This window comes from Rhizobium johnstonii 3841 (assembly GCF_000009265.1).
In the GTDB taxonomy this organism is placed as follows: domain Bacteria; phylum Pseudomonadota; class Alphaproteobacteria; order Rhizobiales; family Rhizobiaceae; genus Rhizobium; species Rhizobium acaciae.
Window position 1 is genome coordinate 4,660,696 of record NC_008380.1, and the last position, 18,176, is coordinate 4,678,871.

Sequence of the window (18,176 nt, forward strand, 5' to 3'; positions counted from 1 at the left end):
CCAGCTTAGAAACCGGTTTTGCTGGTCTTGAGAAGGATGTTGGTCTCGGTCGAATTGATGCCGTTGATCAGCCGGATGCGGCGCAGCGTCTCGTCGAAGGCGGCAAGGTCGCGGTCCTCGAGTTCGGCGACAAAATCCCATTTGCCGTTGGTGCTGTGAAGCGCGCGCACCTGCGGCAGGCCCCTCAACTGATCGGCCACTCTGTCGGCGAGCTTGCCGAGCACCTCGATCATGACGATGGCGCGCACGCCGGCGGACCGCGTCTCATGGCCGGTGCGGATGGTGAAGCCGACGATGGTGCCGCTGGCAACCAGCCGGTCGATACGGGTGGCAACCGTTGCCCGCGACGCGCCGGTCATCGCCGCAAGCGAGGAGACCGAAATCCGGGCGTTATGGCGAAGTGCGCTCAGAAGTTCGGTATCGAGATCATCCACGCTGATCACTTTGTCAAAATAGGTTTATCAATCTGCGCAATCATAGTCCATTTCTGACACTTTTCCATCTTTTTGCCGCCAGCCCTTTATTCCACTATCGGCCGAAACAGGCCTCAACACGGAGCCCTCCAAATGAATGCGCAATCGCGATCTGTCACCCTCATCGGCGCGCCGCTGGAAGAAGGCTCCGGCCGCAGAGGGGCTGCCATGGGCCCTGCGGCCCTGCGTATTGCCGGCGTCGACCAGACGCTGATCGAGCTTGGCCATGACGTCGCCGATATCGGCGATCTCAGGATCGTGCCGGCGATGGACCTGCCGAACCACCCGAAGGCCCACAACCTGAGGATCGTCGGCGCCTTCACGCGCGCGCTGGAAAGCAGCGTCCACGACGTGGCCGCCTCCGGCCGTTTCCCGCTCATTCTCGGCGGCGACCACAGCCTTTCCATGGGCAGCGTCTCCGGCATGGCCCGTTATGCCGCCGGCAAAGGCCGCCCGCTCTTCGTGCTCTGGCTCGATGCCCATGCCGATTTCAACTCTCCAGCCACGTCGCCTTCCGGCAATATTCACGGCATGCCCGTCGCCTTCTTCTGCGGCGAGGCAGAGTTCGCCGAGATCTTGCCGAAGGACCGTCCGTTCGTCGATCCGAAGAACGTCTTCCAGGTCGGCATCCGTTCGGTCGATGCGCGCGAGCGCGAGGAAATCCACGAACACGGCGTCAATGTCTTCGACATGCGCGCGATAGACGAGCAGGGCATCGGCGCCATCATGCGTGAGATCCTCGATGTCGTCATCAAGGCGAACGGCCTGCTGCATGTCAGCCTCGACCTCGATTTCCTCGATCCCGAGATCGCTCCCGGTGTCGGCACGACGGTGCCTGGCGGTGCGACCTTTCGCGAGGCGCATCTGGTGATGGAAATGCTTTCGGACAGCGGCCTCGTCTCGTCGCTCGATCTCGTCGAGCTCAATCCGTTTCTCGACGATCGCGGCAAGAGCGCCCGCATCCTGGTCGAGCTGACGGCAAGCCTGTTTGGCCGCCGCATCTTCGATCGTCCGACACGCGCCGCATAGAATTGGCATCATGCTCTGGAGGGAGAACGGCCATGAACACATCGGAAAAACTGATCGCCACGGAACAACGGCTCGGCGCCCATAACTACAAGCCGCTCGACGTGGTGCTGACGCGTGGCGAAGGTGTTTATGTCTGGGATACCGACGGCAACCGTTATCTCGATTGCCTCTCGGCCTATTCCGCCGTCAACCAGGGCCATTGTCATCCGAAGATCCTCGCCGCCATGGTCGAGCAGGCGGGCAGGCTGACGCTCACCTCCCGGGCCTTCCGCAACGATCAGCTCGCCTATCTCTACGAAGAGCTCGCGGCTCTCACCGGATCGCACAAGATCCTGCCGATGAATTCCGGCGCCGAAGCGGTGGAGACCGCCATCAAGGCGGTGCGCAAATGGGGATACGAGGTCAAGGGCGTACCGGAGGGCAAGGCAGAGATCATCGTCTGCGCCGATAATTTCCATGGCCGGACGCTGAGCATCATCAGTTTCTCCACAGATCCCGAGGCCCGCACGGGCTTCGGCCCTTATACGCCAGGTTTCCGCATCATTCCCTTCGGCAATGCCGAGGCTTTCGCCGCCGCAATCAATGCCAATACGGTGGCCGCCCTGATCGAGCCGATTCAGGGGGAGGCCGGCGTCATCATTCCGCCGGCGGGTTATTTCACCCGCATCCGCGAGCTTTGCACGGCAAACAACGTCACCCTCATCCTCGACGAGATCCAGACCGGCCTCGGCCGCACCGGCAAGCTGCTGGCCGAAGAGCACGAAGGCATCGAGGCCGACGTGACCCTGATCGGCAAGGCGCTGTCCGGCGGCTTCTATCCCGTGTCCGCCGTGCTTTCGAATTCCGAAGTTCTGGGCGTGCTGAAACCCGGCCAGCACGGCTCGACCTTCGGCGGCAATCCGCTCGCCTGCGCAGTGGCGCGCGCCGCACTCAAGGTGCTGACGGAAGAGGGCATGATCGAGAACGCCGCTGTCATGGGCGACTACTTCACCGAAGGCCTCAGGTCGATCCGCTCGAACATCGTCAGGGACGTGCGCGGCCGTGGCCTGATGATGGCCATCGAGCTGGTACCCGAAGCCGGCGGCGCACGGCAATATTGCCATGCGCTGAAAGAGCGCGGCCTTCTCGCCAAGGATACCCACGACCATACGATTCGCCTCGCTCCGCCACTGGTCATCACCAAAGAGCAGGTGGATTGGGCCGTCTCGCAGATTGAAAAGACGATAGGCTGAGTAAATCGGCGCAATTCTTCTTCACCATCCCGAAGAAGCCTGGAAGATCCCGAATTCCAAAGATCGGCTGGAAGAGATCGACAGCAAAACCGCCTGGTCTTCATCCGAGATAAAAACCTTCGCAATCTCGTCGCCCAATTTAGATTTGGGCAACACTCTTTCGCTAATGTCGTCGATAACCGTAACGATGCTTCGCCGAGCGCAAAGCCATCGCGTGGTATGAAGGCAAAGCTTGTCCGCGCCAATGGTGGCGCATCCGCTTCTGCCCTGGCTTACGATAGTTGGGAAGAATTCTAATGGCCACGATAAATTCGACTAACTTCAGCGGCGATACGCTCGAAATTATTGCCTTCCGCCTGCATGATCAGGAATTCTGCGTCAAGACCACGACCATCCGCGAAATCCGCGGCTGGGCGCCGTCGACGCCGATCCCACACGCGCCGGCCGATGTCATCGGTGTCATGAACCTGCGCGGCTCGGTGATCCCGATCATCGATCTTGCTTTCAAGCTCGGCATGAAGAGCACGGTCGCCAATGAGCGTAGCGCCATCGTCGTCGCCGAAGTTCACAGCATGGTCATCGGCATGTTGGTCGACCGCGTCTCGGATATTCTCACCATCTCGTCCAGCCAGGTCCAGCCGGTGCCTGAAGTGACCGCCTCCTTCGACCGGGCCTATTGCGAAGGCATCATCGCCTCGGAAAATGGCATGATCTGCTTCCTGAACCTTGCCAAGATGTTCAAGGAAAACGAGACGGATGAACTGGCCGCCTGATCGGCCAATATAATTCTCAATAAAAACCGCCCACCTGGGCGGTTTTTTGTTGCGCATCGCAAGCAAGCCTCGGCCGCCGCCACCCACTTGGCGCTTCATGATTAGAAACAGCTTCTATACCGGAAATTAACCACGTTCCGTCATCATGAGATACTTAAGGATGACACGTTTTCCGCCAATTTGGGAATGACAGCCAGTACTGTTTGTATTCTCATCACGGCATTCCTCGTCCGATCGGCTTCGATTTACCAGACGAAGCAGCAGAAACTGTGCATTTCAGAGGGGCGGGAATGTTTGGTCTATCTTCCGATTCGAGATATATTCTTAATGCCATTTCCAAATCGCAGGCGATCATCGAATTCGACCTCAAGGGAAATATCCTCACGGCGAACGAGAATTTCTGCAATGCACTGGGTTATCGCCTGAGCGAGATCGTCGGCAAACATCACAGCATGTTCTGCGAGCCGGCCTATACGGCAACCCCGGAATATCGCGCATTCTGGGCGCGGCTCGGACGCGGCGAATATGACGCCGGCGCTTACAAGCGCTTTGCCAAGGGCAACCGGGAAATATGGATCCAGGCGTCCTACAATCCGGTTTTCAAAGGGGGCAATCCATACAAGGTCGTGAAATTCGCGGCCGATATCACCGCAGCGAAAAAGAAGGCGGTGGAGGATTCCGGCAAGCTGGAGGCGATCTCGCGCTCGCAGGCGGTGATCGAATTTACCCCGGCGGGTGAAATCTTGACCGCCAACGAGAATTTCTGCAGTGCCATGGGGTATTCGCTCGCCGAGATCACTGGCAAGCACCACAGCATGTTCTGCGATCGTGCCTATACGGATACGGCCGACTACACCAACTTCTGGAAGCGGTTGGCGCACGGCGAGTTCATCGCCAACGAATTTGTCAGGTTCGGCAAGGGTGGCCGGCAAATCTGGATACAGGCGGCCTACAACCCGATCCTCGATGCCGACGGCAAGGTCTACAAGGTCGTGAAGTTCGCAACCGACGTTACCCAGCGCATGAGCGCCATTTCCCTTCTCGGCACCGCGCTGCGCAATCTTTCCGAAGGCGATCTGACAATGACGGTGGACACGCCTTTCGTTCCATCGATGGAGGAGCTGCGGCACGATTTCAACACCGCTGTCAAAGGCCTTTCCGAGACCATGAAAACGATCGGTGAGAATGCCAGTGCAATCGCCGCAGGGTCGAGCGAGATCGGCGCAGCGGCCGACTCCTTCTCCAAGCGAACGGAACAGCAAGCAGCATCGATCGAAGAGACGGCCGCCGCGCTGGAGGAGATCACCACGACCGTCAACGATTCCAGCCGTAGCGCCGATGAGGCGGGTCGCCTCGTCGCCATGACCAAACAGGGCGCCGAACATTCCGGTGTCGTGGTCCGCAATGCCGTCGCCGCCATGGGTCAGATCGAACAGTCCTCCCGCGAGATCACCAACATCATCGGCGTCATCGACGACATCGCCTTCCAGACGAACTTGCTTGCGCTGAATGCCGGCGTCGAGGCGGCCCGCGCCGGTGAAGCCGGCAAGGGCTTTGCCGTGGTGGCCCAGGAGGTGCGGGAGCTCGCCCAGCGCTCCGCCAAGGCCGCCAAGGAGATCAAGGCACTGATCAACACGTCGGGCGAGCATGTCAAGAACGGCGTCGGCCTCGTCGGCGAGACCGGCAAGGCGCTCGAGGCAATCGTCGCACAGGTCGGCGATATCAACGGCAATGTCGTCGCCATCGTCGAAGCCTCCAGGGAACAGGCGACCGGCCTCAAGGAAATCAACCAGGCGGTCAATACGCTGGATCAGGCAACCCAGCAGAATGCCGCGATGGTCGAAGAAAGTACTGCCGCCAGCCACAGCCTTGCGAGAGAAGCCGAAACGCTGCGTGTTCTGCTGGCGAGGTTCCGCCTACCGGGTCAAACGCAGTCCATCGGCGGAGCTAGGCCAAGACAGACGGGCTCACCGGCGCTGCACCTCGTTTCACGTGTCGGAAAGGTAAATAGTCCTGGCGCGGCGACTGCCCAGAGCTGGGAAGAGTTCTGAACCATGCCGGTGCAGGCGGCACCTTGACCGGATGCGCTGTATACGTCGATAAAGCGCGTCGCATGAACTTCATGCGACGCGCTTTGATGGCTTAGCCGAACAGCGCGAAGGTTGCCCTAAGCGTCACCCAGACACCCCACAGCAGCGGAATGCCGACGACGGCCCAGGCAAGCATCGCCTTGGCGTCCAGCCCGCCTGTGCCGATGCCGAAGGAACCCGTCGGCCCGGCATTGACGGCTGCCGACTTCGCCTGCAGCGCAGCAACCTCGTCATCCGACATGAACCATTTGTCCGAAAGCGGCCTGATCAGCGCATTGGCGATCAGCCCGAGCGCCAGCATGCCGGCGAGGATATACATGGTGCCGGTATAGAGGGTTGGCCCGGGCGCAACGCCGGCGGCGATCTGCGCTTCGCGGATATAGTTGACGACGACGGGCCCGACGATGCCGGCCGTTGCCCAGGCCGTCAGCAGCCGGCCGTGGATGGCGCCGACGAACTGCGTGCCGAAGATATCGGCAAGATAGGCCGGGATCGTCGCAAAGCCGCCGCCGTACATCGACAGGATGATGCCGAAGGAGAGGACGAACAGCGCCTTGTTGCCCATGCCTGCGAAAGTGGGCGCCAGCGCATAGAGCACGATGCCGAGGACGAAGAAGCAATAATAGGTATTCTTGCGGCCGATCTTGTCGGACAGCGACGCCCAGAAGAACCGCCCGCCGATGTTGAAGAGCGACAGCAAACCGGCGAAACCGGCGGCGATCGTCGCGATCGATGCCTTCTGCCCGGCGTCGAGCTGGGCGAAGCCGACATCCGGCAGGCCGATCAGCGAACCGGCGAAGATTTCCTGCAGCATCGGCGAGGCCATGCCGATAACGCCGATACCGGCCGAAACGTTGAGGCAAAGCACGGCCCAGATCAGCCAGAACTGTTTGGTCTTGTGGGCATTGTTGAGGTGCACGTGTTTGGTGGTGATCATCGTGCTCTTGGCTGCAGGCGGCGTCCAACCCTCAGGACGCCAGCCGGCCGGCGGAATGCGATAGCCGAAGGCGCCGCCCATCATGAAGACGAAATAAATCGCCGCCATGACGATGAAGGTCTGCCAGACGCCGACCGAACTGTCGGTCTTGAAGGCATTCATCAGCAGGTTGGCCAATGGGGCGCCGATCATCGCACCGCCGCCGAAGCCCATGATCGCCATACCGGTCGCCATGCCGCGCCGGTCGGGAAACCATTTGATCAGCGTCGAGACCGGCGAGATGTAACCGAGGCCGAGACCGATGCCGCCGATGACGCCGGCGCCCAGCCACATCATCCAGAGCTGATGAGTAATGACGCCGATCGCGGCAAGAATGATGCCGCCGCACCAGCAGCAGGCGGAAACGACGCCCGCCTTGCGCGGACCGGCCCGCTCAAGCCAGCCGCCCCAGATGGCCGCCGACGAGCCAAGCAGCACGAAGAACAGCGTATAGATCCAGCCGAGGTCGGCAACGCGCCAGTCGCAGGTCGTGGTGAACAGCGCCGAGGCAAGTGTCAGATCGGGGCAGGCCGTCGAGGCCGTGATCCCGAGCGACTTGGAAAGCGGCAGCCAGAACACGCTGAAACCATAGGCCATGCCGATGCAGAGATGAATGGCGAGCGCTGCCGGCGGCACCAGCCACCGATTGAACCCGGGCCTTGCGACGATCCTTTCACGATCGAGCAGGCCCACCCCCGCCAACGCCCCGTCCGTACGTGTCCCCGCGGCTGTCATGAACAACTCCTCCTGGCTCAGACTTGGTTTTTCTCAGACTTTACTGTCACCGACATATGCGCAGGCAGGTTGCTCCCGCCTCCCCTCGCGCATCGGCCGATCCCCTGCTATGGGACCTGGTGTGTCACCGGCACCGGCTTTCTAATCAAAGGAACGGCCTGAAGCACGAGCGCGTCCAGGCCATTCTCCTCATTCTCCAGAATTTCGAACAATTGCCGCCGCATGCGCGGGTCCCAGAATTTATTGATATGGGTGGCGACCCCCTGCGCGGCCTCGCTTTCCGGCTGGCTCTTGAAGAAGGTGGCGATCTGGTTTGCCATATAAACGAGCTTGGTCTTGGTATCATGCGACATCGGCAATGCTTCCGGGCGAGATGCGGTGCGGGTGGGTGAAAATCTCGAAATCCTCGCCACGCACCAGCGCGACGAGCGTCATGCCGGCTTCTTCGGCCGTGCGGATGGCGAGAGCCGTCGGAGCCGAAATGGCGATGAGCACCGGGCTGCCGAGGATCGCCGCCTTCTGCACCATCTCGACGGAGAGCCGACTGGTGACGACGACGGCGCCATCCCCGCCTTTTTCGCTGGCGCCGATGACGGCGCCGCAGAGCTTGTCCAGCGCATTGTGCCGACCGACATCTTCACGCACGGCAATCAGCCCCCTGCCGGGAAGATAGAACCCGGCGCCATGCACCGCCCGCGTCTCACGATGCAGCGGCTGTGCCTCGTTCAGAAGCGAAACGGCGCGGACGATATCCGCATGCGACAGCGCCAACGGCGATGCCGAAACGTCAGGCACCGGCCGTACCGCCTGTTCGATCGATTCGATGCCGCAGAGCCCGCAGCCGACCGGTCCCGCCATACTGCGGCGTCGTGCCCGCAGCCGATCGGCGACGTCATCGACCAGGCTCACCTGCACATCGATCCCCTGCTCGCCCTCGACCACCTCGATGCCCGATATCTCCGCCGGCCCGGTGATGATCCCTTCGGTCAGACTGAATCCGACGGCAAAATCCGCGAGATCATCGGGCGTTGCCATCATCACCGCATGCGAACTACCGCCATAGGAAAAGGCGATCGGCACCTCTTCCGGCACGATGCGCGAACCGGTCTGGAGGATGCCGTTGCGACGGGCGGTTTCGGGAGCACGGGCGGTAGCGGTGAAGGTCATGATGCGCGTTCCTGCCTAAAGAGCCGCCCCCGCATCGTCACTCCGCAGCCTCGAGCTTGCCGGCGATGCGGCGCGATTGCCGCGCCTGCTCGTCATATTCGAGTTGCCATTCGCTCGGCCCGTTGGAGGGCGAGATCTGCACCGCCGTCACCTTGTATTCCGGGCAGTTCGTCGCCCAGTCGGAGAAATCGGTGGTGATGACGTTCGCCTGCGTCGTGGGATGATGGAAGGTCGTATAGACGACACCCGGCGCGACGCGATCGGTGATCAGCGCCCTGAGCGTCGTGTCGCCGGAGCGGCTGCCGAGCTTCACCCAGTCGCCATCGCGAACGCCGCGCTGCTCGGCATCATGCGGATGGATTTCCAGCCGGTCTTCCGCATGCCAGACGACATTCTCGGTTCGCCGTGTCTGCGCCCCGACATTGTACTGGCTGAGGATGCGGCCGGTTGTCAGCAGCAGCGGGAAGCGCGGACTGGTGCGCTCGTCGGTCGCCACATATTCGGTGCGGATGAACTTGCCCTTGCCGCGCACGAAGCCATTGACATGCATGATCGGCGAGCCGAGCGGGTTCTTCTCGTTGCAGGGCCACTGCACCGAGCCCATTTTTTCGAGATAGTCGTAGGAGACCATCGCGAAACTCGGCGTCGTTGCGGCGATCTCGTCCATGATCTCCGACGGATGGCTGTAATTCCAGTCGAGCCCCATCGCCTGGGCAAGCTTCTGCGTCACTTCCCAGTCGCCATAACCGTTGCGCGGCGACATCACCTTGCGCACGCGGTTGATGCGGCGCTCGGCATTGGTGAAGGTGCCGTCCTTCTCGAGGAAGGTCGAGCCCGGCAGGAAGACATGGGCGTAATTGGCGGTCTCGTTGAGGAACAGATCATGCACGACGACGCATTCCATCGCCGCAAGCCCGGCCGCGACATGTTTGGTATCGGGATCGGACTGGAGGATGTCTTCGCCCTGGATGTAGATGCCTTTGAATGAGCCGTCGACTGCTGCATCCAGCATGTTCGGAATACGCAGGCCCGGCTCGTTGTTGAGCTTCACGCCCCAGAGCTTTTCGAAGATATCGCGCGTCGCATCGTCGGAAATGTGCCGGTAGCCCGGCAGTTCGTGCGGGAAGGAACCCATGTCGCAGGAGCCCTGCACATTGTTCTGGCCGCGCAGCGGGTTCACGCCGACGCCGGGACGGCCGATATTGCCGGTCGCCATCGCCAGATTGGCGATCGCGATGACCGTGGTCGAGCCCTGGCTGTGTTCGGTGACGCCGAGGCCGTAGTAGATCGCGCCATTGCCGCCCTTGGCATAGAGCCTTGCCGCGCCGCGCAGATCCGCCGCCGGCACGCCGGTGAAGATCTCGGTCTCTTCGGGACTGTGCTGCGGTTCGGCGACGAAGGCCGCCCAGTCCTCGAACTCCGACCAGTCGCAGCGCTCGCGGATGAACGTCTCGTCAAAGAGCCCTTCGGTGACGATCACATGCGCCAACGCCGTCATGACTGCGACATTGGTGCCGGGCTTCAGCGGCAGGTGATAGGAGGCCTCGATATGCGGCGAGCGGACAATATCGGTACGGCGCGGATCGATGACGATGAGCTTGGCGCCCTGGCGCAGCCGCTTCTTCAGCCGCGAGCCGAACACCGGATGCCCATCGGTTGGATTGGCGCCGATGACGATGACGACGTCGGAATGCTCGACGCTGTCGAAATCCTGCGTGCCCGCCGACGTGCCGAAGGTCTGGCCGAGGCCGTAGCCGGTCGGCGAATGGCAGACGCGGGCGCAGGTATCGACATTGTTGTTGCCGAAGCCGGCGCGGATCAGCTTCTGCACCAGATAAGTTTCCTCGTTGGTGCAGCGCGACGAGGTGATGCCGCCGATCGCCTCGCGGCCGTATTGATACTGGATGCGGCGGAATTCCGTCGCCACATGTGCGAAGGCCTCGTCCCAGCTCACTTCCCGCCAGGGATCGCTGACCTTTTCGCGGATCATCGGATTGAGGATGCGGTCCTTATGGGTGGAATAGCCATAGGCGAAGCGGCCCTTGACGCAGGAATGGCCGCGATTGGCCTGACCGTCCTTCCACGGCACCATGCGCACCAGTTCCTCGCCGCGCATCTCCGCCTTGAAGGAACAGCCGACGCCGCAATAGGCGCAGGTGGTGACAGCCGAATGCTCCGGCTGGCCGATCTGGATCACCGACTTCTCCGTCAGCGTCGCCGTCGGGCAGGCCTGGACACAGGCACCGCAGGAGACGCATTCGGAATCGATGAAATGCTCGTGCATGCCGGGCGAAACGCGCGAGCCGAAGCCGCGCCCCTCGATCGTCAGCGCGAAGGTTCCCTGTACTTCTTCGCAGGCGCGCACGCAGCGCGAACAGACGATGCACTTGGAGGGATCATAGGTGAAATAGGGATTGGATTCGTCCTTCGGCATCCATTTCAGATTGATGTCGCCATTGCTGCGCGCCTTGACGTGGTTGTCTCCCTCATAGCCGTAGCGCACGTCGCGCAGGCCGACGGCGCCTGCCATGTCCTGCAACTCGCAATCGCCGTTGGCCGCGCAGGTGAGACAGTCGAGCGGATGGTCGGAAATATAGAGTTCCATCACGCCGCGGCGGATATCCTTCAACCGCCCCGTCTGCGTGTGCACCACCATGTTTGCCGCCACCGGCGTCGTGCAGGAGGAGGGCGTGCCGTTGCGGCCCTCGATCTCGACGAGGCAGAGCCGGCAGGAGCCGAAAGCATCGACCATATCGGTGGCACAGAGCTTCGGCACCTTGATACCGGCCTCCATCGAGGCGCGCATGATCGAGGTGCCCTCCGGCACGCTGATCTGCTGTCCGTCGATGGTGAGCGTCACCATGGCCTCGGATTTCGAAGCGGGAGTGCCATAGTCGATTTCATGGATGAGAGACATGATTGGTCTCCTTGCTTGAGATGATGAGGTCAGCGCAGACGTGCCATGAAAAACGCGTCATTCCGCCGCCTCCACCAGAGGTGCCGGCGAAAAATCCTCCGGGAAATGGTTCATGGCGCTCATCACAGGATAGGGCGTGAACCCACCCAGCGCACAGAGCGAGCCGAACTTCATCGTGTTGCAGAGATCGGCAAGCAGCGCCCGGTTCTTCTCCGGCTCGATACCGTGCGCGATCTTGTCGGCCGTCTCCACGCCGCGCGTCGAGCCGATGCGGCAGGGCGTGCACTTGCCGCAGCTTTCGACGGCGCAGAATTCCATGGCGAAACGTGCCTGCTTCAGCATATCGGCCGTGTCGTCGAAGACGACGATGCCGGCATGGCCGATCAGCCCGTCCTTGGCAGCGAAGGATTCGTAATCGAACGGTGTGTCGAACAGCGCTCGCGGGAAATAGGCGCCGAGCGGTCCGCCGACCTGCACGGCCTTGACCGGCCGTCCCGTCGCCGTCCCCCCGCCGATCCTGTCGACGATATCTCCGAGCGAAAGACCGAAGGCCGTCTCAAAGAGGCCGCCATATCTGACATTGCCGGCGATCTGCAGCGGGATAGTGCCGCGCGAACGGCCCATGCCGAAATCGCGGTAGAAGGCCGCACCCTTCTCCATGATGACGGGCACCGAAGCCAGCGAGATCACATTGTTGATGACGGTCGGACAGTTAAACAACCCCTTATGCGCCGGCAGCGGCGGCTTGGCACGCACGATGCCGCGCTTGCCTTCCAGACTATTCAGCAGCGCCGTCTCCTCGCCGCAGACATAGGCGCCGGCGCCGGTGCGCACCTCGATATCGAAGGCGCGGCCGGATCCGAGCACCGATGGTCCGAGAATGCCGGCCTGGCGCGCGATGCCGACGGCTTCGGTCATGACAGCGATCGCATGCGGATATTCCGAACGCGTATAGACGAAACCCTTGGTCGCCCCGGTGGCGAGCCCTGATATCGCCATGCCCTCGATCAGCACGAAGGGATCGCCCTCCATGATCATCCGGTCGGCAAAGGTGCCGCTGTCGCCCTCATCGGCATTGCAGACGATATATTTGCGTTCGCCGGCGGCATCGAGAACGGTCTTCCACTTGATGCCGGTCGGAAAGCCGGCGCCGCCGCGTCCGCGCAAGCCGGAATCGGTGATTTCCTTGACGATATCGACTGGTGTCATCGAAACGGCTCGGCGAAGGCCGGCAAGACCGCCATGCGCCTCGTAATCGCCAAGCGAAAGCGGATCGGTGACGCCACAGCGGGCGAAGGTCAGGCGGGTCTGTTCCTTGAGGAACGGGAGGTCTTCAACCTCCCCGAGACAGAGCCGATGCTCGCCCCCATCAATCATCCCGGCATCGAACAGATCAGGCACATCATTCGCCTTCACCGACCCGTAGCCGATGCGCTTGCCGGCAACCTCGACCTCGACCAGCGGCTCCAGCCAGAACATTCCGCGCGAGCCGTTGCGCACGATCTCGGCATCGAAGCCGCGGGCGGCGATCTCCTGGGCAATCGCCTTTGCCACCTTTTCGGCCCCGAGCGCCAGCGCTGCGGCATCGCGCGGAACATATATCCTGACCGTCATCGGCGTGCCTCAGCGACGAGTTCCGCCGCCCTCTGTTCGTCGACCCGGCCATGGACCTCGCCGTCGAGCATCGCCGCCGGCGCACAGGCGCAGAGCCCGAGACAATAGACCGGCTCCAGCGTCACGCCGCCATCGGGCGTCGTCTGATGAAAATCGATGCCGAGCAGCGCCTTGACACGTTCGGCCAGCGCATCGCCGCCCATCGACTGACAGGCTTCGGCGCGACAGAGCTTCAGCAGATGCCGGCCGGCGGGATGGTCGCGATAATCGTGATAGAAGGTCACCACGCCATGCACCTCGGCGCGCGAGAGGTTCAATTCCTCCGCGATAACAGGCATGGCTTCCTGCGGCACATAGCCGAATTCCTGCTGAACCTCGTGCAGAATGGGAAGCAGCGGTCCTTCGAGAAAGCGAAGATCGGCGACGATGGCTCGGGTGCGTGCTGCAATATCGCCTTCGGCGATATGAATGGTCATAAGGCAGCCCTCCCAGCCGCTTGCTCGTTGCGAAATAGCGGGCCTCCCCCAGCCGGTTGCTATTCCGCAACCACCATCTCAGGGAAGCAGCCGGCGATCAATAAAGCTATCTCGTTGCTTGATAGGTTTTTTCTATCAAAGTTCTTCATCTTGTACGAGTACTCTCGCTTCATGCAGCAAGGCCGAGACAAGCGGCGTGAAGGGCTCGCGATAAGGCGCAACAAGGCCGACCAGATGATGCGCCTCCGGCTCGACGATCGGGATCATGCGGATTTCCACTGGAAACCCGAAGGATTTGGCGACGTTGCGCGGCATGATGCTCGCCCAGCGTCCAGTCCTGACATGCGAGAACAGCACGATCATCGAGTTGGATTCGAGCGTCGGATGCGCTGTGGCGCCTGCTTCCGTCAAGTGGCGGTTGATGATGCGGCGGTTCTGCATGTCGGCAGTCAATAGACAAAGCCGAAGGTCGCCGATCTCCCGCCAGGTCACGTTGTCGCGATCAGATAGCGGGCTGCCGGCAGCCGTGATCAGATTATAGCGCTCGGCATAAAGGGGAACGGTCGTGACGCGGCCGAGCGGCTCGTTTTCGAGATAGGTGATGCCGGCATCGATTTCGAGGTTTTCGAGCATGCTCAGCACCTGCAGCGAATTCCGCGAGACGATCGAGAAGGTCACGCCGGGATGCCGCTCCTGAAATGGCGTGGTGATGCGCGACAGCATGGCAAGCGCGGTCGGAATGGCGGCGAGGCGGATGTGGCCGGAAAGACCGCGGCGCGCGGCGCGCATCTCCTCGCGCATGGTGCGGGCATCGCCGACGATGCGTCGGGCCCATTCGAGCACGCGCTGCCCCTCAGGCGTCAGCCCCTGGAACCGCGAACCGCGCTGCACCAGCATGACGCCAAGCTGATCCTCGAGCTGCCGGATGGCAGCCGAAAGCGTTGGCTGCGAGATCCCGCACTCCTCCGCGGCGCGGCCAAAATGCTTTTCATTGGCAAGGGCGATGAAGAATTCCAGCTTGTCGATCATCCGGTCTCCCGATCCGGCATGACATCATCCGGGCCAGTTCATCTTTGACGCAGCAGCTGTGCTCCGCAAGGGCGATCTCTAGATCAGGATGATTTTAGGCCCGATCGGCCTAAAATCTGAATCCTGATCCAAATCAAAGAAATAGAGCATGATGTCGTCCGAAAACCGCGCACACTTTTCGGTATCATGCTCTAACTGTTTTCTGCAGCCGGGAAAAGATCGAACAGCGATTCGAGGAAGGCTAGCACGCTGACATTGCCGATGCTGTAATAGACCAGCCTGCCCTGGCGGCGCGTATGGACCAGGCCTTCGAGCCTTAACCGCGCCAGCTGCTGCGAAACCATTGCCTGTTGGATGCCGAGGATATTTTCGATTTCACCCACCGTCCGTTCCTCGTTCGCCAATATGCAGAGGATCAGAAGTCGGGTCGGGTGCGCTAGGGCTTTCAGCAGATCGCTCGCTTCATGGGCTTTTCCAGCGAGTTTGTGCAATTCCTGGCCGGACATCCCCGGCTCGGGTTTGGGCAACGGCATTCGGTATCTCGGAAGGGAGGCAATGAGTAGATCAGCACAATAGCATATTCGCACAAGCGAATTGGTCAAAAGTGATGAAATGTCAAAAAAAGTCCAAACAAATCAGCAGATAAGCTGACCTCCATTGATCTCGATCACCTGTCCGGTGATGTAGCCCGAGAGCGAGGGAGCCGCCAGGAACAGGTAGGCGGGAGCACAATCCTCCGCCGTGCCGAGCCGCTGCAGGGGGATGGATTTTCTCGTCTGCTCCAGCTTTTCGCGCGAGGAATAGCGCTCATGGAAATCCGTCTCGATCGTTCCCGGCGATACGCAATTGACGCGGATTCCGTCCGGTGCAAGCTCGCGGGCAAGCGCCTTGGAATAGGTCGCAACAAAGGCTTTCGAGGCCGAATAGATCGAGGAACCGGGGCTGCCGCCGGTCAGCGCCGAAATCGAAACGGTGTTGACGATAGCAGCGCCACCAGCCGCCTTCAATGCCGGCAGCAACGCCCGCGTCAGCGCCACCACCGATGTCTGGTTGAGCCGCACGACCGCCTCATATTCTGCATCGGTGAGCGTGGCAGCGGGAAAACGACCAAGCATAGTGCCGGCATTGTTGACGAGCACATTGACCTTATCGAAGAAGGCGAGAGTATCCTCGGCAAATTGCGCGGCGCCACCGACTGCGGAGAAATCGGCATTGAGCAGCAGCGCCCGTCTTTCGGATTCAGCCGTGAGCAGGAAATCCGGCAGGTCGCGTCCCGGCTTGCGCCCGGTATGGACGATCACCTTCGCGCCGCAGTCCAGGAACTGCCGGGCCACTTCAAGGCCGATGCCGCGGCCGGCGCCGGTCACCACCACATTGCGATTTTCGAACAGTCTGGGATGGAACACGAAGCCGTCCTCCTCGCGGACAGTGCCGCCGGTTGTGTCATTCGCCCTTAACATATGAGCGCGCCGACCGAAAGAAAGGCGCGCATCGATCTTTCCTGGGGAGGAGCGGGGTTAGTTTTCGGTCTCCAGAAGCCGCGCGCCCGGCCCTTCCTTGCCGAGCCGGTCGCAGGGGTTGCGCAACGGACAGCTTTCGATCGACAGGCAGCCGCAGCCGATGCAGCCGGTCAGACGGTCGCGCAGCAGGCTAAGCCGCCTGATTCGCGCGTCGAGATCATCCTTCCACAGCGCCGACAGCGTCTGCCAGTCGGCGACGGTCGGCGTGCGTCCTTGCGGCAGAGACTCGAACGCTGCCTGGATTTCCGAAAGCGGAATGCCGACACGCTGCGCCACCTTGATGATGCCGAGCCGGCGAAGCACATCGCGCCCATAACGCCGCTGATTGCCGCGAGAGCGGATGCTCGAGATCAGCCCCTTGGTCTCGTAAAAATGCACCGCCGAGACGGCGAGGCCGCTGCGCTCCGCCACTTCGCCGACCGTTAGAAGCTTGCCGAGCGGCGCTGCCGGAATTGTATCCATCGTCTCTTGACCTCAAGATTAGTTGAGGTTTTATAACCCTTGCTCCTGCAATCGTAAAGTCCAATCGTAACAAGGAGCGACGCATGAAAACACCCACCAGACTCGCTGTCATTTACGGAAGCACGAGAGAGGGCCGCATCTGCGACCGGGTGGTCAAGTGGCTGACGCAGGAACTCCTCCGCTTCCCGCAATTTGATATCGACATCATCGACCCATTGGATTTCGCGCTGCCGGCCAACCGTGACATGGCGCACCCCGAAGTCGACAGGCTCGCCGGACGGCTTGGCATGGCCGACGCCTTCATCATCGTCACGCCGGAATACAATCACAGCTTCACCGCCCCGTTGAAGTCGATCATCGATTTCTTCTTCGAGCCCTGGCAGGGCAAGCCGCTCGCCTTCGTTTCCTATGGCGGCATATCCGGCGGCCTGCGCGCCGTCGAACAGCTGCGGCTGGTCTTTGCCGAACTCCACGCCGTCACCATCCGCGATTCGGTGAGCTTTGCCGCACCTTGGAACCGCTTCGATCCAGACGGACGACTCGATCATCCCGCCGATACAATGCGGTTGCTCGATCGGATGATGGCGAGGCTGGAATGGTGGACGCAGGCGCTCGTCACCGCCCGCAGCGATCGTCCCTATGCCGACATAGAGCGCCGCGCGTCTTTTCAGACGCGCTAAGGACGTTCTATCACTTTGAATCTGCGCATAATCCTTTCCGAAAATCGATTCCGATTTTCGGGGTTATGCGCTGGCCGCTTGAGCCAGATAGCTCCGGTTCCGTTCCCGGCAGGTACGGAACCATTGGGAACACCCGGGCAGATCCTCCGCCCGGGTGTTTTCGGTCACATCCGGCTCATTCCGACCGCACGGACGGGTTCGCAATTTTGCGGTTGCGGGGAGAAAACCCCGGTGATAGTTTCCGCGCAAATAACAGGGGAGCTCCGTATTGCCGGGGCTGAGATGTGAGGCGCAAGCCTCTGGACCCTTCAAAGCTGATCTGGGTAATGCCAGCGGAGCGAGGTTCAGATGTTCTCAGGCGCACAAGTGTCACTCTATCCGATGTCCGACAATTTCGTCGGCATCATTCTCGATGCCGTCAAGGCGCTGGATCCCTATCGCGACCGGCTGCGCATCGAGACCGATGACATCTCCACATTGCTGGTCGGCCCGCCTGACATTCTCTTCGCTGCCATGCACGATCTTTTCGTCGCCGCCGCAAAGACCGGCGAGCATTGCGTGCTGTCCGCTGCCATTTCACGCGGCTGCCCCGGCGAGCCCAACGACGCCATCTGCGGCGTCAACCCCTCCCTCGGCCAGGCGGAGCCGCTTGCCGAGCGTATAACAGCCGCACTTGCCGCCGTTGAAACCACTGCCGAAACCGGACAGCCGACCGCCGCGCAATTCTCGCTCTACGTCATGGGAACCGGCACCCATATGGACGAGATCTATGGCTGCATCGACTTCCTGAAGCGCTCCGGCACCTTCGACCGCGCCAAGAATTTCTGCACCAGACTCTCTGGGGATGCCGGCGCGGTCTTCGCCACCATTCGCGAGGCCTTCTTTCGCTTCGGCGACCCCGAGGGACATGTGACCCTCGACATCACGGTGTCCGCCAATACAGCGCCGCGCGTCTTTTCAGACGCGCCAAGGACGCTGTAACACTTTAAATTGCTGCATAATT

At 61.4% G+C, this 18,176-nt stretch carries 17 protein-coding genes and 1 riboswitch; of the genes, 6 read left to right on the forward strand and 11 right to left on the reverse strand.

Translation table 11 applies throughout. The features are described from left to right. Positions 1–5 precede the first annotated feature (5 nt). Entirely contained in the window at positions 6–443 is a 438-nt protein-coding gene (locus RL_RS22610; protein WP_011653765.1) for an Lrp/AsnC family transcriptional regulator, read from the reverse strand. 123 nt (positions 444–566) lie between these two features. Between RL_RS22610 and rocF the strand changes: the two genes are divergently transcribed. The 4 genes from rocF (at position 567) to RL_RS22630 (ending at position 5,558) form a co-directional block, all read left to right on the forward strand. Then, complete coding sequence (gene rocF / locus RL_RS22615; RefSeq protein WP_011653766.1) at positions 567–1,502, forward strand: arginase; 936 nt, start codon at positions 567–569, stop codon at positions 1,500–1,502. Between the two features lie 32 nt (positions 1,503–1,534). Further along, on the forward strand, positions 1,535–2,734 hold the full coding sequence (gene rocD, locus RL_RS22620; protein WP_011653767.1) for an ornithine--oxo-acid transaminase: 1,200 nt from the start codon (positions 1,535–1,537) through the stop codon (positions 2,732–2,734). Positions 2,735–3,030: 296 nt separating this feature from the next. Next, positions 3,031–3,507, forward strand: coding sequence for a chemotaxis protein CheW (locus RL_RS22625; protein WP_003543427.1), 477 nt, complete (start codon positions 3,031–3,033; stop codon positions 3,505–3,507). A 290-nt stretch (positions 3,508–3,797) separates the two neighbouring features. Then, a complete protein-coding gene (locus RL_RS22630; protein ID WP_011653768.1) occupies positions 3,798–5,558 on the forward strand; it encodes a methyl-accepting chemotaxis protein in 1,761 nt (586 codons plus the stop codon). 91 nt (positions 5,559–5,649) lie between these two features. On the opposite strand, the gene RL_RS22635 is transcribed toward RL_RS22630, so the two are convergent. From RL_RS22635 to soxR, 10 genes are all read right to left on the reverse strand, one after another. After that, complete coding sequence (locus RL_RS22635) at positions 5,650–7,308, reverse strand: OFA family MFS transporter (protein ID WP_011653769.1); 1,659 nt, start codon at positions 7,306–7,308, stop codon at positions 5,650–5,652. 107 nt (positions 7,309–7,415) lie between these two features. After that, positions 7,416–7,661, reverse strand: a complete 246-nt coding sequence (locus RL_RS22640; protein ID WP_011653770.1) for a formate dehydrogenase subunit delta — start codon at positions 7,659–7,661, stop codon at positions 7,416–7,418. Further along, the gene (fdhD, locus tag RL_RS22645) at positions 7,651–8,475 is read right to left on the reverse strand and encodes a formate dehydrogenase accessory sulfurtransferase FdhD (RefSeq protein ID WP_011653771.1); all 825 of its coding nucleotides are present in this window, start codon (positions 8,473–8,475) and stop codon (positions 7,651–7,653) included. The genes RL_RS22640 and fdhD overlap by 11 nt, the downstream gene beginning before the upstream one ends. Before the next feature lie 37 nt (positions 8,476–8,512). Continuing rightward, the gene (gene fdhF / locus RL_RS22650) at positions 8,513–11,392 is read right to left on the reverse strand and encodes a formate dehydrogenase subunit alpha (protein WP_011653772.1); all 2,880 of its coding nucleotides are present in this window, start codon (positions 11,390–11,392) and stop codon (positions 8,513–8,515) included. 57 nt (positions 11,393–11,449) lie between these two features. Further along, positions 11,450–13,006, reverse strand: coding sequence for a formate dehydrogenase beta subunit (locus RL_RS22655; RefSeq protein WP_011653773.1), 1,557 nt, complete (start codon positions 13,004–13,006; stop codon positions 11,450–11,452). Beyond that, positions 13,003–13,482, reverse strand: a complete 480-nt coding sequence (locus RL_RS22660) for a formate dehydrogenase subunit gamma (protein WP_011653774.1) — start codon at positions 13,480–13,482, stop codon at positions 13,003–13,005. The genes RL_RS22655 and RL_RS22660 overlap by 4 nt, the downstream gene beginning before the upstream one ends. A gap of 135 nt (positions 13,483–13,617) precedes the next feature. Further along, complete coding sequence (locus tag RL_RS22665) at positions 13,618–14,511, reverse strand: LysR family transcriptional regulator (RefSeq protein ID WP_003543441.1); 894 nt, start codon at positions 14,509–14,511, stop codon at positions 13,618–13,620. A gap of 191 nt (positions 14,512–14,702) precedes the next feature. Then, on the reverse strand, positions 14,703–15,044 hold the full coding sequence (locus RL_RS22670) for an ArsR/SmtB family transcription factor (RefSeq protein WP_011653775.1): 342 nt from the start codon (positions 15,042–15,044) through the stop codon (positions 14,703–14,705). A 102-nt stretch (positions 15,045–15,146) separates the two neighbouring features. Beyond that, positions 15,147–15,917 (reverse strand): SDR family NAD(P)-dependent oxidoreductase, encoded by a 771-nt coding sequence (locus RL_RS22675; protein WP_011653776.1) that lies wholly within the window; start codon positions 15,915–15,917, stop codon positions 15,147–15,149. A gap of 111 nt (positions 15,918–16,028) precedes the next feature. Then, on the reverse strand, positions 16,029–16,493 hold the full coding sequence (soxR, locus tag RL_RS22680; protein ID WP_011653777.1) for a redox-sensitive transcriptional activator SoxR: 465 nt from the start codon (positions 16,491–16,493) through the stop codon (positions 16,029–16,031). 83 nt (positions 16,494–16,576) lie between these two features. Between soxR and RL_RS22685 the strand changes: the two genes are divergently transcribed. Beyond that, complete coding sequence (locus tag RL_RS22685; RefSeq protein ID WP_011653778.1) at positions 16,577–17,173, forward strand: NADPH-dependent FMN reductase; 597 nt, start codon at positions 16,577–16,579, stop codon at positions 17,171–17,173. Between the two features lie 244 nt (positions 17,174–17,417). Next, positions 17,418–17,531: riboswitch (TPP riboswitch) on the forward strand. After that, positions 17,522–18,154 carry a YkoF family thiamine/hydroxymethylpyrimidine-binding protein gene (locus RL_RS22690; protein WP_011653779.1) on the forward strand — a complete coding sequence of 211 codons (633 nt, stop codon included), beginning with the start codon at positions 17,522–17,524 and terminating at the stop codon, positions 18,152–18,154. It overlaps the preceding riboswitch by 10 nt. Positions 18,155–18,176 lie beyond the last annotated feature (22 nt).

What these genes read in the sequence shown, in the direction of transcription:
- RL_RS22625 (WP_003543427.1), top strand. Translation starts at nt 3,031, where the DNA reads ATGGCCACGATAAATTCGACTAACTTCAGCGGCGATACGCTCGAAATT.
- RL_RS22670 (WP_011653775.1), bottom strand. Translation starts at nt 15,044, where the DNA reads ATGCCGTTGCCCAAACCCGAGCCGGGGATGTCCGGCCAGGAATTGCAC.
- RL_RS22665 (WP_003543441.1), bottom strand. Translation starts at nt 14,511, where the DNA reads ATGATCGACAAGCTGGAATTCTTCATCGCCCTTGCCAATGAAAAGCAT.
- RL_RS22690 (WP_011653779.1), top strand. Translation starts at nt 17,522, where the DNA reads ATGTTCTCAGGCGCACAAGTGTCACTCTATCCGATGTCCGACAATTTC.
- soxR (WP_011653777.1), bottom strand. Translation starts at nt 16,493, where the DNA reads ATGGATACAATTCCGGCAGCGCCGCTCGGCAAGCTTCTAACGGTCGGC.
- rocF (WP_011653766.1), top strand. Translation starts at nt 567, where the DNA reads ATGAATGCGCAATCGCGATCTGTCACCCTCATCGGCGCGCCGCTGGAA.
- RL_RS22655 (WP_011653773.1), bottom strand. Translation starts at nt 13,006, where the DNA reads ATGACGGTCAGGATATATGTTCCGCGCGATGCCGCAGCGCTGGCGCTC.
- fdhD (WP_011653771.1), bottom strand. Translation starts at nt 8,475, where the DNA reads ATGACCTTCACCGCTACCGCCCGTGCTCCCGAAACCGCCCGTCGCAAC.
- RL_RS22635 (WP_011653769.1), bottom strand. Translation starts at nt 7,308, where the DNA reads ATGACAGCCGCGGGGACACGTACGGACGGGGCGTTGGCGGGGGTGGGC.
- RL_RS22630 (WP_011653768.1), top strand. Translation starts at nt 3,798, where the DNA reads ATGTTTGGTCTATCTTCCGATTCGAGATATATTCTTAATGCCATTTCC.
- RL_RS22660 (WP_011653774.1), bottom strand. Translation starts at nt 13,482, where the DNA reads ATGACCATTCATATCGCCGAAGGCGATATTGCAGCACGCACCCGAGCC.
- RL_RS22640 (WP_011653770.1), bottom strand. Translation starts at nt 7,661, where the DNA reads ATGTCGCATGATACCAAGACCAAGCTCGTTTATATGGCAAACCAGATC.
- fdhF (WP_011653772.1), bottom strand. Translation starts at nt 11,392, where the DNA reads ATGTCTCTCATCCATGAAATCGACTATGGCACTCCCGCTTCGAAATCC.
- rocD (WP_011653767.1), top strand. Translation starts at nt 1,535, where the DNA reads ATGAACACATCGGAAAAACTGATCGCCACGGAACAACGGCTCGGCGCC.
- RL_RS22685 (WP_011653778.1), top strand. Translation starts at nt 16,577, where the DNA reads ATGAAAACACCCACCAGACTCGCTGTCATTTACGGAAGCACGAGAGAG.